The sequence below is a fragment of the Acinetobacter sp. SwsAc2 genome, from assembly GCF_013391465.1.
Classification (GTDB): domain Bacteria; phylum Pseudomonadota; class Gammaproteobacteria; order Pseudomonadales; family Moraxellaceae; genus Acinetobacter; species Acinetobacter johnsonii.
In genome coordinates this window covers 1-15416 of the sequence record NZ_JACBEZ010000031.1, presented here as the reverse complement: position 1 = coordinate 15416, position 15416 = coordinate 1, and the positions used below count along the sequence as shown (strand labels likewise).

General features: G+C 40.7%; 10 protein-coding genes and 1 pseudogene. 4 read left to right on the top strand and 7 right to left on the bottom strand.

Going from position 1 to position 15416, the window contains the following annotated elements; all coding sequences use genetic code 11:
* Positions 1–366: 366 nt before the first annotated feature.
* The gene (locus HYI04_RS12990) at positions 367–723 is read left to right on the top strand and encodes a hypothetical protein (RefSeq protein WP_004695379.1); all 357 of its coding nucleotides are present in this window, start codon (positions 367–369) and stop codon (positions 721–723) included.
* Positions 724–778: 55 nt separating this feature from the next.
* Here HYI04_RS12990 and bfmS read toward each other — a convergent pair whose 3' ends face one another.
* Both bfmS and bfmR read right to left on the bottom strand, forming a co-directional pair.
* A complete protein-coding gene (bfmS, locus tag HYI04_RS12985) occupies positions 779–2443 on the bottom strand; it encodes a sensor histidine kinase BfmS (RefSeq protein ID WP_029575094.1) in 1665 nt (554 codons plus the stop codon).
* A 36-nt stretch (positions 2444–2479) separates the two neighbouring features.
* Positions 2480–3196 carry a response regulator transcription factor BfmR gene (gene bfmR, locus HYI04_RS12980; protein ID WP_004695375.1) on the bottom strand — a complete coding sequence of 239 codons (717 nt, stop codon included), beginning with the start codon at positions 3194–3196 and terminating at the stop codon, positions 2480–2482.
* A gap of 595 nt (positions 3197–3791) precedes the next feature.
* Here bfmR and HYI04_RS12975 point away from each other — a divergent pair.
* The 3 genes from HYI04_RS12975 (at position 3792) to HYI04_RS12965 (ending at position 8306) form a co-directional block, all read left to right on the top strand.
* Positions 3792–6623, top strand: coding sequence for a ribonucleoside-diphosphate reductase subunit alpha (locus HYI04_RS12975; protein WP_004695373.1), 2832 nt, complete (start codon positions 3792–3794; stop codon positions 6621–6623).
* A 124-nt stretch (positions 6624–6747) separates the two neighbouring features.
* Positions 6748–6885: a hypothetical protein gene (locus tag HYI04_RS12970; protein WP_164996881.1), complete on the top strand. Its 138-nt coding sequence runs from the start codon at positions 6748–6750 to the stop codon at positions 6883–6885.
* A 137-nt stretch (positions 6886–7022) separates the two neighbouring features.
* Positions 7023–8306: a ribonucleotide-diphosphate reductase subunit beta gene (locus HYI04_RS12965; RefSeq protein ID WP_010327359.1), complete on the top strand. Its 1284-nt coding sequence runs from the start codon at positions 7023–7025 to the stop codon at positions 8304–8306.
* 75 nt (positions 8307–8381) lie between these two features.
* On the opposite strand, the gene HYI04_RS12960 is transcribed toward HYI04_RS12965, so the two are convergent.
* From HYI04_RS12960 to HYI04_RS12940, 5 genes and pseudogenes are all read right to left on the bottom strand, one after another.
* Complete coding sequence (locus tag HYI04_RS12960) at positions 8382–9305, bottom strand: PoNe immunity protein domain-containing protein (RefSeq protein ID WP_010327360.1); 924 nt, start codon at positions 9303–9305, stop codon at positions 8382–8384.
* A 78-nt stretch (positions 9306–9383) separates the two neighbouring features.
* Positions 9384–10451, bottom strand: a complete 1068-nt coding sequence (locus HYI04_RS12955) for a PoNe immunity protein domain-containing protein (RefSeq protein ID WP_029575095.1) — start codon at positions 10449–10451, stop codon at positions 9384–9386.
* Positions 10452–10456: 5 nt separating this feature from the next.
* On the bottom strand, positions 10457–11935 hold the full coding sequence (locus tag HYI04_RS12950) for a hypothetical protein (RefSeq protein WP_005239026.1): 1479 nt from the start codon (positions 11933–11935) through the stop codon (positions 10457–10459).
* Positions 11932–15012, bottom strand: a complete 3081-nt coding sequence (locus tag HYI04_RS12945) for a type VI secretion system Vgr family protein (protein ID WP_178896237.1) — start codon at positions 15010–15012, stop codon at positions 11932–11934. The genes HYI04_RS12950 and HYI04_RS12945 overlap by 4 nt, the downstream gene beginning before the upstream one ends.
* A gap of 287 nt (positions 15013–15299) precedes the next feature.
* A pseudogene (locus tag HYI04_RS12940) lies at positions 15300–15416 on the bottom strand (IS30 family transposase); the annotation flags it as partial.

Genomic DNA, 15416 nt, shown 5'->3' with positions numbered 1-15416 from the left:
AGACCTTCGTCTTTAGGATGATTTCTCTTCGTTTTTTGAGATTTTTTCGATGAAAGCCCTTTTATTTCGAAACCAATCGCTTTATCTAATAAAACACTACTATTCTATTATTTTTCCAAATTTTGACATTCAAACAAAGCCTATAAACCATTTTTCAACCTCATTCCGATAACAATCACACAATCAGCAGTTTAAAAAACTAAGCTCAACAACCGCTCCATTTTGTTTATTTAAAAAGTACAAAAGTAGATTAAGTCACTCATATTTTTTGTATTTTTTTGCAAATCACTCCAATCAATTAATGCACTTGGCTTTTTCTTGTGCTATTGATATAGACAACCAACAACAAAGAATAAGGAGCACCACATGAGTCTGGAATTCACCCATAAACCTAACTATTTTTTATTTGCCCAGTTGCTTATTCGCCATGTTGAAACTTATGTTCGTAAACACCCCGATGCCAATAATGCCATCTTTGATTTACGCGACATTTATGAGCTTTTTCGCCAAGACAAAGCTTCAGCCACCACCAACCTTGATGGCATTATGAATATTGTGGATGAATATAAAATTGAAACGATTAATGGTGATCAGAAGCTCATTAGCCGTTATGGCATAGACACCCAAAATAACTCATTATTGATTGACTTTAATGCAGATGCGCTTGAAAGCCTAAAACAAGGCAAGCAGATTATTTCTCCCGATGCCAGCATCCAAGAATAAGTCAGCATTGAAAATAAAAAAGCACCGAATTTCGGTGCTTTTTTATTTTCAATGCTTAGCTTTTTGAGTCTGTATTATCTTTAACACTATACTTCTTTTTAGACTTACTAAAGCGATGTGCCGGCCATGTCATGGTAAAACGTGCACCACCGAGGCTTGGACTCTGATCCACTTTAACGCTACCACCAAACCAATAGGCAATTCGGCTCACAATCGACAAACCCAAACCATAGCCACCCGATGCTCGAGTCCGGCTATCATCCAAACGTGCAAAGGCTTCAAAAACGCGCTCTCGCTCGTCTTCTGGAATACCGGGCCCATCATCTTCAACACAAACATAGGCCATACCGCTGTCATTAATACCACCACTGACCAGCACCTGATGGTCGCCATAACGAACTGCATTACCAACCAAATTCTGCACCACGCGGTGTAAATAACGACGTTCAGCCTCAACCGTTAAGGTTAAAGGAGGAGCATTTAAATGAATTTCTTTCTGGGTTTTTAGTGCTTCCGTCTCAACCACCACCTGATCTAAGACTTCAAACAATACAATGTTTTCAATATCAAGTGATGGTGTGCCCTGCTCCAACTTGGCGTAGGTCATGATTTCATCAATTAAGGTATTTAAAGCCTCAATGTCTTTATCAATCATATCGACTTGTTGAAGACGGTATTCATAATCATCTTCTTCAGCCAGCATTTCCATACCAAAACGAATCCGAGCAACGGGCGTACGAAGCTCATGCGATACCGCACGCATCAGCTCGCGCTGCGCCTCGATGAGTCGCTGAATATGGTCTGACATGCTGTTATAGCTATTGGCTAGACTGGCCATCTCATCCGTGCCGTCGACAGGCAAACGTAGGGTCATATCGCCTGCCTTCATACGATTTAAACCGTAATTGACCTCACGCAGTTTACGCTGCATCGGTACAAGCAAGCCATAGACCCCCAAACTGAGTACAAAAAGGCTCAACAAGGTAATCCCTGCTGCGAGCTGAAACGGCATCCAGTTGAAAATAGGCACAGGCCCCAATACCAAAACCTTGCTCGGTGAACTAGGTAAAGGTGGAGACACAATAGAAATGGTGGTACCACGCACAGAAGCACTATCACGATATAAGATCACGCTATGATCTAAACGCAAACGACCAATCTGCTCAGACTCTAAAGCCAGATTTTGTACTTCTTCAATCTGCACAGGATAAGAGAAATGTTTCTGTACTTTTTCCAAGTACTCTTCTTCTTGACCTGGGTAATACACCAAATAATCTAGGATAAAAATCGGGAGTGCTTTCATTTGCAGCTCACCAATTTTATCTACTTTAATATACAGTAAATGATTCGGATCATCTTTTAGACCAATGATCAAGTACGCCACTTGCGTTTGCGCATCATAACGCACAGCCGCTTTACGCTCACTGATCCGTTTTAACTCTGCACGACTCAAATCAACCTTATTGGCAGGGATCATATTAATCGGCAGCTCAAGCAAATCTGAAGCATCTGAAATCCAGTCTGCTTTTTGCTGTGCATTGGTCTGACGGGATACACCTTCACTAATAATAAAGGAAATCCCGTCCGTCAAAGACTCGCGATATTCTTGCACTCGCTGATAGTTAATAATTTGTACAAGCAAATATCCCATGAGGGCAACAATAGCGACTAGCACTACCAGCCCAGCATAGATACGCAAGAATATACTGTGTTTGAACACTAAAAATGTCCCGTTTTAACGAATCAAATAAACGGCTTAAAGACCATTGGTTTCTTTTACAAATAAGTAGCCTTTACTACGTACCGTTTTAATACGCTTTGGATTTTCAGGATCATCACCAATTTTTGGACGAATACGCGAAATACGCACATCAATTGAACGGTCTTGACCGTCATATTCAATACCACGTAAACGCTCGAAAATGTCTTCGCGAGAAAGAATGCGTCCTGCATTTGAAGCCAGCAACCACAATAAGTCATATTCAGCACTGGTAAAGTCAACCAACTCACCATTTAAAGTCACTGAACGACCACCGTTATCGATCACCAGATCATCAAATTCGATACGCTGTGCAACTTCATCTTCAGGCGCTTTGTCAGTACGACGTAATAAAGCACGAATACGTGCAAGTAAAACACGTGGCTGAACTGGTTTTGCCACATAGTCATCTGCACCCATTTCTAGACCAAGCACTTGATCCATATCTTCGGTACGTGCAGTCAACATCAAAATCGGTTGGTGATAATGTGGACGAACTTCACGGCAAATGGTTAAACCATCTGCACCAGGAAGCATCACATCTAACACCACCATATCAGGTTGTTCTGCAATAATACGGCGAATGGCACGGTTACCATCGGGTTCTACCCCAACCTCAAGACCATTACGGATTAGGTATTCTTGAGTTAAGCGAGCTAGACGCTCATCGTCTTCTACGATTAAAATTTTTGGTAACTTTTCTTCTTGGCTCATGGAGTGCCCCTTTATTTTGACGACTTAACGTATCCTTTAAAATCCAAGGGATACGCTCTGATATATTTTGCAATATACACACGTTTACATTGTAAACAAGATCTTGTTCACCAAACTGATACATCAAAGTAGCATTTTGTTATACATTTTTTTAGCCTCCAAATGAGCGCTTTCTCGCGTTTGCTGTATATCCAACCAAAGCAAAAGAAACGTTTCTTTACAAAATGGCTATTTTTCATACCAAGTCACTGTTTGAACAGTTTATAACTCACTCATTCGTCTGTTTTGAACTTATCCACAATGTTATCTATAAGCACTTAAACCGAGCTTTGTTATGCTATCGCCTTGTCTAATAAGGCTTAATACAAGAATCATAAAAAAGGGATCTTTTTGAGATCTTTTCGAGACCAGATCGATCAAAATATTTAATAAAATGTCAATATTGATCTACCCTGAATTTTCCCGTATCTTGTGTTCAATTAATTTTTAAACCACTAGGTCTTGTGTTTAAACCTCAAACACTGTGGCATAAAAACTGCCCAGTTCAAACGGTCCATAGACATAAAAATAGATGACAAAATGGAGCTATGCTAGCATGAGCGTATCGAATTCAACCCCTGGTCAAATTCAGGTGATTAAACGCACTGGAGATGTTGCCAGCTTTGACGCAGAAAAAATCTCTGTTGCCATTGGTAAGGCATTTTTGGCTGTTGAAGGCCAACAAAGTGCTGACTCAAGCCGCATCCACGATCGTATTTCTCAACTTACCGAGATGGTATTAAATACGTTCAGTCGCCGCCTACCTTCTGGCGGTACAATTCACATCGAAGAAATCCAAGACCAAGTTGAACTTGCGCTAATGCGTACAGGTGAACAGAAAGTTGCTCGTGCGTATGTCATCTACCGCGATCAACGTGCTGATGCACGTAAACAAGCAGGTGAAAACCATCACCCAACCTTACAAATCACTGACGCCAATGGTCAGCTTCAACCGCTTGACATGCGTAAGCTCGAAGCGACTGTAACAAAAGCGGCTGAAGGTTTAGAAGGCATCAATGTTCAAGCGATCATCGATGAAACCATTAAAAACCTTTACAACGGTGTAAAAGCGTCTGACATCGCAACCACGATGATGATGGCAACACGTACCCGTATCGAACAAGAACCAAACTATACCTACGTGACAGCTCGCCTACTTCGTGATGAATTGGTCGCAACTGGTTTAACTTTCCTTGGCTTGTCTGAAGACACAGCTGAAGGCGATGCTTTAGAAACTTTCCTGAAGAAAGGTATTGAGCTAGACCTACTTTCACCAGAGCTTCTTAACTTTGACCTTGCGAAATTGGCCGCAGCGATTCAACCAGAACGCTCAAACCAATTTACGTACTTAGGTCTACAAACATTATTTGACCGTTACTTCATCCACTCAGATGGCGTACGTTTCGAATTACCACAATTATTCTTCATGCGTGTTTCGATGGGTCTTTCACTCAACGAAGCAAACCGTGAAGAACGTGCAATCGAGTTCTACAACTTATTGTCGAGCTTCGATTACATGGCGTCTACGCCTACCCTGTTTAACTCAGGTACGCTACGTCCACAGTTGTCTAGTTGTTATTTAACGACCATTGATGATGACCTATATGACATTTATGGCGCTATGCGTGATAACGCAATGCTATCTAAATGGGCAGGCGGTTTAGGTAATGACTGGACGCCAGTTCGTGCCTTGAACTCATATATCAAAGGTACAAACGGTAAGTCACAAGGTGTAGTTCCATTCCTTAAAGTGGCGAACGATACTGCTGTTGCAGTTAACCAAGGTGGTAAGCGTAAAGGTGCTGTGTGTGCATACCTTGAAACTTGGCACTTGGACATCGAAGAGTTCCTAGAGCTACGTAAAAATACTGGTGATGACCGTCGCCGTACGCATGACATGAACACAGCAAACTGGGTTCCTGACTTATTTATGCAACGTGTTTTTGAAGATGCTGAATGGACCCTGTTCACGCCGTCTGAAACACCAGACCTACACGACTTAATGGGTGCAGAGTTCGCTGAGCGTTATGCACACTATGAAGCAATTGCGAAAGAAACAAACATGTTGCACAAGAAAATCCGTGCAAAAGATTTGTGGCGCAAAATGCTGTCGATGTTGTTTGAAACAGGTCACCCGTGGATCACATTCAAAGACGTATGTAACTTACGTTCACCACAACAACACGTTGGTGTAGTTCACTCATCTAACTTGTGTACAGAAATCACATTAAATACAAGCAAAGATGAAATTGCGGTATGTAACTTAGGTTCAATCAACCTTGTACAACACGTTCAAGGTGGTGTGTTAGACCGTGAAAAGCTTGCACGTACAGTAAAAACAGCGGTTCGTATGCTCGATAACGTAATCGACATTAACTACTATGCTGTGCCACAAGCGAAAAACTCGAACTTGAAACACCGCCCAGTGGGTATGGGTATCATGGGCTTCCAAGATGCGCTGTATGAAATGCAACTCGCTTATGGTTCTGATGCAGCAGTAGACTTTGCTGATGAATCGATGGAAGTGATCAGCTACTACGCAATTTCAACATCAAGTGATTTGGCTGTTGAACGTGGTACTTATGAGACATTCAAAGGTTCACTGTGGGATCAAGGTATCCTGCCAATTGACTCGCTAGACCTTGTTGCAAAAACACGTCCTGAACGTATGTTTGAAGTTGACCGCACTCAACGTTTGGACTGGGACACTTTACGTGCCAAAGTTCAAAAAGACGGTATGCGTAACTCAAACGTGATGGCCATTGCACCGACTGCAACCATTTCGAACATTTGTGGTGTGTCTCAATCGATTGAGCCAACATTCCAAAACTTATATGTAAAATCGAACCTATCAGGCGAATTCACAGTGATCAACCCGTACCTAGTACGTGCGTTGAAAGACCGTGGTCTGTGGGACTCTGTGATGGTGAATGATCTGAAACACTTCGAAGGTTCAGTTCAAAAGATTTCTCGTATTCCTGAAGAGCTTAAAGCAATCTTCGCGACGGCATTTGAAGTTGAGCCACGCTGGATTGTGGATGCTGCATCACGTCGTCAAAAATGGATCGATCAAGCGCAGTCTTTAAACCTTTACATCTCTGGTGCAAACGGTAAGAAACTGGACTTGACCTATAAAATGGCTTGGTTACGTGGTCTGAAAACGACGTATTACCTCCGAGCTTTAGGTGCAACTTCTGCTGAGAAATCAACCATTAACACGGGTGCATTGAATGCAGTAAAACCTGCAACTGTAACGGCAGCGCCTGTTGCAGCAGTTGCTCAGGAAGTTAAACCAGAAGTGGTTGCTGAAGATGAAGGCTTCGGTCAAGCAGCTCCAGTGCCAATGGCGTGTTCAATTGACAATCCAGACTGTGAGGCTTGTCAGTAATAACCTCCCCTAACCCCTCCTAAAAGGAGGGGAATTACACCAAACTTATTGAGGTGTGAAAGTCCCTCTTTTAAAAGAGGGATTTAGGGAGATTAAAAAATTAAAGACAACCTAGGAAATCACCATGCTTCATATGACTCATAACTATATGTTAGGTCTTGCGACCTTGGTGATTTCCTTTGTGGTTTTGTTTTATATGCCGATTGCCTACTTTTGGGTAAAAGCAAACCAAAACAAAAAGCGAAAGCAAAATAAGTCGTGAGAATCGCGTTCTATGCACAGTTTTAGAACAATGATTGGCAAAACTTAATTTTGCTTTCACAAATTAAGCGTATAGTAAGACATCTCAGCACTGCTGGATGTCGATAAAAGATATAAAGCAACGTAGAGAGAATTGATATGTCTATCCTAAGTTGGGACGATTTCGAAGATGATTCGCAAAAACCGGCTGCACCTGAACACAAGTCTGCGCCCGTCGAACCGCAAAAAGCGGCTAATCCGCAGATGGTATCTGCTGCAGAGCAACCACAGAAGAATGTGGCAACTGCACAACCCGCTTCAACCGCTCGAAGCCGATCAACAAATCCAGCCGATCCGTTGGCAAGAGCATCTAACGCCTTAGAAAGCTTAGATGTTGCTCCAGGTCTAGAAGAACTAGAAATGGGTGCACAACGTGTACAAGTTGACGACAAAGCCATGATTAACTGTCGTGCGGACTTAAACCAACTTGTACCGTTCAAATACGAATGGGCTTGGCAAAAATATCTAGACGGTTGTGCAAACCACTGGATGCCACAAGAAGTCAACATGAACCATGACATCGCGCTCTGGAAGTCTGAAAATGGCTTAACTGAAGACGAACGTACCATTGTTATGCGCTCTCTTGGTTTCTTCTCTACAGCAGATTCATTGGTTGCAAACAACTTGGTGTTGGCGATTTACCGTCACATTACCAACCCTGAATGCCGTCAGTACATTTTGCGTCAAGCGTTTGAAGAAGCTATTCATACTCACGCTTACCAATACTGTATCGAATCTTTAGGTATGGACGAAGGCGAAGTCTTCAACATGTATCGCGAAGTTCCATCAGTTGCGCGTAAAGCAGCTTGGGGCTTGAAATATACGCAGTCTTTAAGTGATCCTACTTTCCAAACTGGTACACCTGAAAACGACCAAATTTTGCTTCGCAACTTGATCGCGTTCTACTGTGTCCTTGAAGGGATCTTCTTCTACTGTGGTTTCAGCCAAATCTTGTCGATGGGCCGTCGTAATAAGATGAATGGTGTTGCTGAGCAATTCCAATACATTTTACGTGATGAGTCGATGCACTTGAACTTTGGTATCGACATGATTAACCAAATCAAGATCGAAAACCCAAGCTTATGGACTGCTGAATTCCAAGAAGAAATCGTTCAAATGATTCTTGAAGGTACGATGCTTGAAATCGAATATGCGCGTGACACTATGCCACGTGGTGTATTGGGTATGAATGCTGCGATGATGGAAGAATACTTGAAATTCATTTGTAACCGCCGTTTAGCTCAGTTAGGTTTGCCTGAGCAGTTTGCTGGTGTGAGCAACCCGTTCCAGTGGATGTCTGAAATGATGGACTTGCGTAAAGAGAAGAATTTCTTCGAAACACGTGTAACAGACTATCAAACTGGCGGTGCGTTGAGCTGGTAAGGTAAAACGTCACGCGACACATATGTTGTCATAGAAAAAGGCTGCTATTTGCAGCCTTTTTTTATTAGAAACAAATTATCGTAATTCTTTGATCATAGTATTACCTTGTTGATCTAAAGACGTATATTGAATTCGAGCATAATCAACCAAATCTTTAGGATAGTAAGGTTTATCTCGATAGCTACTATCATCTATTCTTGATATAACAGTAACCGCTGCTGCTTCCCATGACCAATAGCCATAGTAGCCTCTTCCAGATCTTAAGTCAGTTTGAGGATGTTGATCATAATAAGGCTCTCGACAGCTCGCCTCATACCAATCTTCTAAATATTGCAGCATTAAAGCTGGACGCTTTTCAGGTGAAGCATTAAACACTTTAATCAGCTTACGATAAGGCAAATGTCGTCTTGCTTCATCTGGTGGGGTTCCACGATCTGCAACAAAAGGAGCAACTAAACGTTCAATTAATCCATCTTTTTCCTGCCCTTCAGGTGTTGCTTCTACATAGTCAATGATTGGCATAATCCGATCCATCTGGTCTGCATAGCCAGTCAATAGCCCAAAACAAATCAGACGTAAAGCAATATACCAATAGTCTTCAGTTCCCAAACTGAAATGCCAAACAAATCGTCCATCAGCATCAGGACTTAAATTGTATAAATGGCTTGCTTCTGCGTACTCTTCTGTCCAATGAAGTAGATATGGATATATTTCTTTTAAAAACTCAAGACTTCCGCCTGCCGAATACTGTAAAGACATTAAATTTAAGACATCGTTTAAACGCTGATGACCTGCCGCAATATAGCCACCATATTTTTTTTCATTTTTATAATTACTAAAACCATCCGTTACGGAATATATCCCATTCACAAATGTATCAAATCTTTTGCTATACATTTTTTGTTCAAGCAAATTATCTCTAAATAAAGCAGGGTCTTTTATTTCTAAACTTAACCACTTTTGCCAATCTATTGTCTGCTCATTTACTTGTATGGACATTTATTAACGCTCCAGCATGTCATTCGGTAAAAGTAAAAAAACCATCCAAAAGAGGATGGCTTTTCTCAAATGATTAACTTATTTTTCACCATCCCAATACCAATATACTCCCCCCCAATCCAGCTCGATAAATGCAGGAACAATCTCACCCTGTTTAAAGTATTGTCGTAAATCTGGTTGTGCTGGTGTTCTCCAATAACCTGTTTTAATACAGGCTTCTCCACCCTTAACTTTCATTCGTTCTAATTGTTGATCATCTAAAACTACTTTTGACTGTGTTCGAGCAAAATTAACCAAATCTTTTGGATAGAACTGATGTTCACGATATGACGTATCATCTATATCCAGCAACCACGTTACCGCTGCTGCTTCCCATGACCAATACCCATAATAGCTAACTCCAGATCTTATGTCTGGTTGAGGATGTTGATCATAATAAGGTTCTCGGCGGCTCGCCTCATACCAGTCTTCTAGGTATTGCAGCATTAAAGCTGGACGCTGTTCAGGTGAAGCATTAAACACTTTAATGAGCTTACGATAAGGCAAATGTCGTCTTGCTTCATCTGGTGGAGTTCCACGATCTGCAACAAAAGGAGCAACTAAACGTTCAATTAATCCATCTTTTTCCTGTCCATCAGGCGTTGCTTCTACATAGTCAATGATTGGCATAATCCGATCCATCTGATCCGCATAACCAGTCAACAGTCCAAAACAAATCAGACGTAAAGCAATATACCAATAGTCTTCTGTTCCTAAACTGATATGCCAAACATATCGACCATCTGCCTCTGGGCTTTGATGATATTGACTGTGAATTTCGGCATATTCTTCTGTCCAGTTTAAAAGATATGGATAAAGTTCCTGAATAAATGCAATATCTCCACCAGCAGAGTACTGTAATGACATTAAATTTAAGACATCTTTTACTCTTTGATGTCCAGCAGCCATCATTTTACTGGATTTAGCATTTGCCTTATATTTTTGAAAACCGTCAGTTACTGAATAAACACCATTAAGAAAAGCATCAAACCGCCTTTGATACATATCTTCTTGTAAGAAACTATCTCTATATTTTCCATAATTTAGTATTTGTTGATTAAACCACTGTTCCCAATCAATATTTAAATCATTTATTTGGTTATTCAACTTTCTTACTCCGGCAACATATCATTTGGTAAAACAAATTCCAATTTAATACCATGTGCTGTCACTGTACGTGTACACTTCGGTTTATCAAGTCCTTTACATTTTTGATGATGATCAAATTTGTCCCCAGTAATAGTTACTAAACTACGATCATAAGGACAACGGACAGCCATTGTTTGTCTTTTACCATTTTTAAATACTCTTTCTGTTGATGGCTTAAAATCTACTCGTCTCCAAGCTTCAATAGCTTCAATTAAACTATCATGTGCAGGAATAATTCTTGCTGATTCGATTTTACTAGAAACCCAGAGATGTGACATTTGCACGCCATCTCCCACAGTCGTACCTACGGAACGCTTTACTTTATCGTCTTCGTCTGAAGCCATATAAACATCTAAGCCCATTCTCAAAGCCATCATCGCAGCTTTGGGGGTCATCAATGATCTATGACTTAAAGCATTGGTCGCCTTACTGTCGGTTACTCGGTATTTATGCCCTAATCTTGCACTATGCCATACATGATCAATCCCGTTGTGACCTTTATCATGATATTCATAAAGCACACCATTAAAATTGATTTTAGTCCTACTTTTCATGCGTTTAACATAGTAGTAATCCGTTATATGTTCACCACCAGAGCCTAACTCTTGATTTGAACGTCGTCTTCTCTTTCTTTGCTTTCTTTTGGTTGAATTATTTTGTGTGCCAGCATTTGCCGCATTTCCACCAGTATTTTTAGGTACACTACCATTTGGCGGTGTGTGAGGCGCAGGTTGTTGATTCGGTTGTCTAGGGGTCTTTGCCGCTGGTGTTGAGGGTGCTCTCGTCGTCACAACTGGAGCTCGTGCTGTAGTATTAGGGTAAGGTGTTCCTAACGCTTTTTGATGTGCAGCCTGTAATTCTTTCATTACCATATCAATTTTTTGATTGGCAACTTTTTTCATTTGCTTCAACTGAGTAACCAAAGTTTTTAATCTGGCTTGTCCCAATACAGCTCTGGTTAACCAGCTATCAAAAACATCAGTTAAACCATCAATAATCTTATTACAGGTCGTTTGCAGCTCTTTGGTATAAGTATTCCAGTTTACATTCCTAAACCACTTATCAACATTCCCTCGCATGGTTTTACTTGGAATCGCATCTAAAATAGCCCCCATCGCTTTACCTGAACGTAATTGCTTAAAGACAATTTTTAACCCATCTCCAGCTACAGGAATAAATGCCACAAGATTAAAAACCAAATCAAACCAGTTATCTTTCTCTTCTGGTTTTTCAGCTATCTTCACTACAGAAACAATGACATTCCCAACGTCTACCCCTTGACCGACAAAAGGAATACAACCAATCACAACAGCAACAATAATCTGTGCTGGGCTTGATCCACTACCATCAAGTACCCCTTTAATCCATTGAGCTGCCGACTCCTCACCTTTCTGGGTAACTCTCATTGTTTGAGATGTTGTTCTTGCTACAGCTGTATTCATTGTTTATCTCCTAGCCCTAACCCAGAAGTTGAATCCTCGCTGCTTAATAGAATTTCTTCTGCATCATCCTCCAGTACATCCTCTGTATTATTTTCTGATGCAATTAAATGTTCTTCATAATCACTAATATGATCATCATATTCGATATCATCTCCTTTAATCATATCTTCAATCTCATCAGGAAAATATTCATCTAATAAGGTTGCTAATTCTTGTTGATTATATTGTTCAATGAGTTGTTCTGCTTCTGTGACATTCATAACTTTCCTATCTTTAAAAGGATTAGCTACTTTTTCTTTATCAGGCTTTGCCTCTACATGACTAAATCCATAATAAACTTTGGATTGTGTTTTATCTCCAGGAATAGGAACCTTAGCATAGCCATTTGAATCAAGTATTCCTTCCTGAGAGGTACCATCAGAAAATATTAACTTATAAGGTGCTTGGATTACTGGCTTTAAATCATCATAGACATATTTTAACTCCAGCTCTTTAGGCAATAGATTTAGAGCTGGCAATGCTGGAAAATTAGGTGAAACACTCGCCCCACCCATAAACAAATGCTGCCCCGCCTTAACCTCAAACTTTCCACTAGTTGTTGCAAAGACTCCAGAACTATTAATCTTAAGTTCCGAACCATCAGCGATTAATTTAATTTCTTTAGGGCTGGTAATGTAAATAGCATCTTCAGTTGAAATGATCTGAACACCTTTACGTGCTATCAAATCAGCCCCATCTGCTTGAGCCTGTATTTCAACTTTGCCTTGACCTGCATAGAATTTCGCACCGTCCTGTGCTGCAAACAAACTGATTTTACTTTGTGCATGTGCAAGTAAATTCTTTTGGGTACTAAAATTAATACTGTCCCCTGCACTGTGACCAATTTGACCATCTGCTGAAAGGTGAACATCTTCATTTGTAGTCAGAGCAATCGAATGGGGGGAGGTCAATATCATTAAAGCTTGTTTAAATGCTTTTGCCTTCGCCTCACTTTCTTGTTCAATTTGTTCAATAAACTCTTTTAGATTATCCAGTATTTCTAATGGATCGGTTTGTTGATTTTTAGCAACTTCACTTAAAGCTTTTGACTTACTTAGACTAGATTCAAATTGTGATTTCGTTTCAGAAGCATCAAGATGATGCCCATTTGCTGAATCTTGTCGATAGGTAGAAAGTAATAAACCCTGTTTAGCTCTGAGTGCTCCCCACTGGTCAGTACGCAGTTCAAAACCTTCACCTCGCCTTTCACTCGTGTCCGTTTCTTTAGGATGGCTCAAATCCCCTAAATTCAGTTGTGTCGCACCATGACTGCTTTGTAGTTGGGTACTGATCTGACCCGTCGTGTCATCAAAGCGTAGTTGCCCAAAGCCCTCTCCTTGAACCTCTTTTGATCGGATCCCTGCCAGTTTTTTGGTATCTGGCAGTTTGCCTGTATTGTCAAACTTGCTTGGATGACGTTGTGCTTCATGGATGCGCCCCACAACAAAGGGTCTGTCGATATTGCCATCAAAGAAGTCGATAACCACGATTTCACCAATACGAGGTAAGAAGCGTGCGCCATAACCCTCACCAGCCCAAGGTGTGAGCACATCAACCCAAGCAGAATCTGTGTCATTGTCATTTGAACCTGCACCGCCATCGTGAGTATTGTCTTCACTACGGGTGAACAGGAAACGGACTTTAATACGCCCCCATTCATCCACGTGAATTTCTTCACCACTTGGTCCAACCACTTTCGCGCGTTTTGGTGATGCAATAGGCCGTTGTCGCAGCGGATTGTACTCTGGAACAATACTGATATTACGTCGTTGTAAAACGAGGTGATTGGCTTGGCGTTCTTCTTTATTATGTGTTGTAATTTCAGCCTGTTGCCAATTGGTTTGTTTCAGCAAAGCTGTGATTTGATCGGTCAAATCTTTAGGTAAATTATTCTGATTATAGAATTTTTTAGATGTGATTAAGAATTCTTTGTCTGAACCACTATGCTGATCAATTTCAGGGTGCTCGTTGAGTTCAAACCAGTAACCCACTTGTGCATCTCGTACGGTCGAGGTAGCCATAAATTGCTTGGCTTGTAGGTCGTAATAATGACCAAGATTTTGATTAAACTTTTCAATCTGACCATTGCCTGATTTGGTCGTTCCATCTTCACCTTTAAGGTCTTGTATCCATGCAGGTGAAAAATGCCATGCTTGCTCTAAACCTAGACTGGCGTTGTCTTGATTATCACTATGGCTATGTTTGCTTTGAACTGAACCCGCACCTTCTTCTATTTCTAAAGTATTCGCTTGCCAATGTTGAATATGGACAGATGTTGGTTGTATAGAACGCTGTCCGACAAAATTTGTAATCGAATCACTGCTTTCTACAGCACTGCTACGATGGAAGCGAATATTCTGTCGCTCTAAACTTTGATATTGGGCGTTGTCATCAATCAGTCTAAGTTTTTGCGGCTGAATGGGTTCACTTGAACTGGACACTTTGAGCTGAGACTCATCAATAAGCCAGTTAATCCCCTCTGAAGAGAGCAGCCTTTGAATAAATTCACTGTCCAACTCATTCGCTTGCATAATGAATGGGCGCACATCATATTCTTTGCTTAAACCACCTTTATCCAATGTCAGACTCGAAGCAAATAAGGGGCTACGTTGCTGCCACTCGGCAAAAATAGTTTGAACCACCTCAACAACAGACTTCGCCATGAAAACTCTAGAGTTGCGTCGATGCTTCCATAAAGCTGTCGGGTCTTCCACGGTTAAACGATATATGGTTAAAGCGCCATCACTTGCCCCCACATCCGCCTTGGTGATGATGCCTGAAATACGATTGAGTTCTGATTTTTCAGTGACAATATCGACAGCGACTTGACTACCGATGAATTGCTTTAACGGAATATGAGCGGAGGTAGATAAGCAAAGGAGCTGTAACTCTATACCTGCATTCAGTTCATGCGTTCCATCTATGCGCTGAAGGAATACTTGTTCGTTAAGCGAGGTATTGCTGAACTGAATATGAATAGCACGTTTTTGTGCAGTAAGTCCAAGTTGCTCTATTGCAGCATAAATATTATTGGGCATCGTTATTATTAAATTTTAAGTTGTGGCTGATTGTACAAAAGTCTCAAAAAATTTCTTTAATTTTTTGTAACTTTAATAGAATTTTTAAGTTTCAGAGCCTTTTTTCAATAAACGACCGATCCATCTGTAAGTTTCTATTTTTCTAGTTTTGATATTATCCCACCCATATTCAGCTTAACCCAATTCATTCCTTTATCCGCCATAGAAGTATTAAAATTTTATTTTCTTCAAACTGGTTTGCAATTTACTCAAACTTCGTTTAACCCGTTAACAATTACAGGGCGAATTCAAACATGAGGTGCGACAGTTTGAAAAGTCTTATGATAATCAACAAGCTGAGCAAATTTCTCTAATGGTGTAAGCCAATCTAACGCTTTTCTAGGACGAGTATTCAGTGACATGGC

Excerpts from the sequence above, each read along its gene's own strand:
- HYI04_RS12990 (WP_004695379.1), top strand. The coding sequence starts at position 367 with ATGAGTCTGGAATTCACCCATAAACCTAACTATTTTTTATTTGCCCAG.
- bfmR (WP_004695375.1), bottom strand. The coding sequence starts at position 3,196 with ATGAGCCAAGAAGAAAAGTTACCAAAAATTTTAATCGTAGAAGACGAT.
- HYI04_RS12975 (WP_004695373.1), top strand. The coding sequence starts at position 3,792 with ATGAGCGTATCGAATTCAACCCCTGGTCAAATTCAGGTGATTAAACGC.
- HYI04_RS12970 (WP_164996881.1), top strand. The coding sequence starts at position 6,748 with ATGCTTCATATGACTCATAACTATATGTTAGGTCTTGCGACCTTGGTG.
- HYI04_RS12965 (WP_010327359.1), top strand. The coding sequence starts at position 7,023 with ATGTCTATCCTAAGTTGGGACGATTTCGAAGATGATTCGCAAAAACCG.
- HYI04_RS12960 (WP_010327360.1), bottom strand. The coding sequence starts at position 9,305 with ATGTCCATACAAGTAAATGAGCAGACAATAGATTGGCAAAAGTGGTTA.
- HYI04_RS12950 (WP_005239026.1), bottom strand. The coding sequence starts at position 11,935 with ATGAATACAGCTGTAGCAAGAACAACATCTCAAACAATGAGAGTTACC.
- HYI04_RS12945 (WP_178896237.1), bottom strand. The coding sequence starts at position 15,012 with ATGCCCAATAATATTTATGCTGCAATAGAGCAACTTGGACTTACTGCA.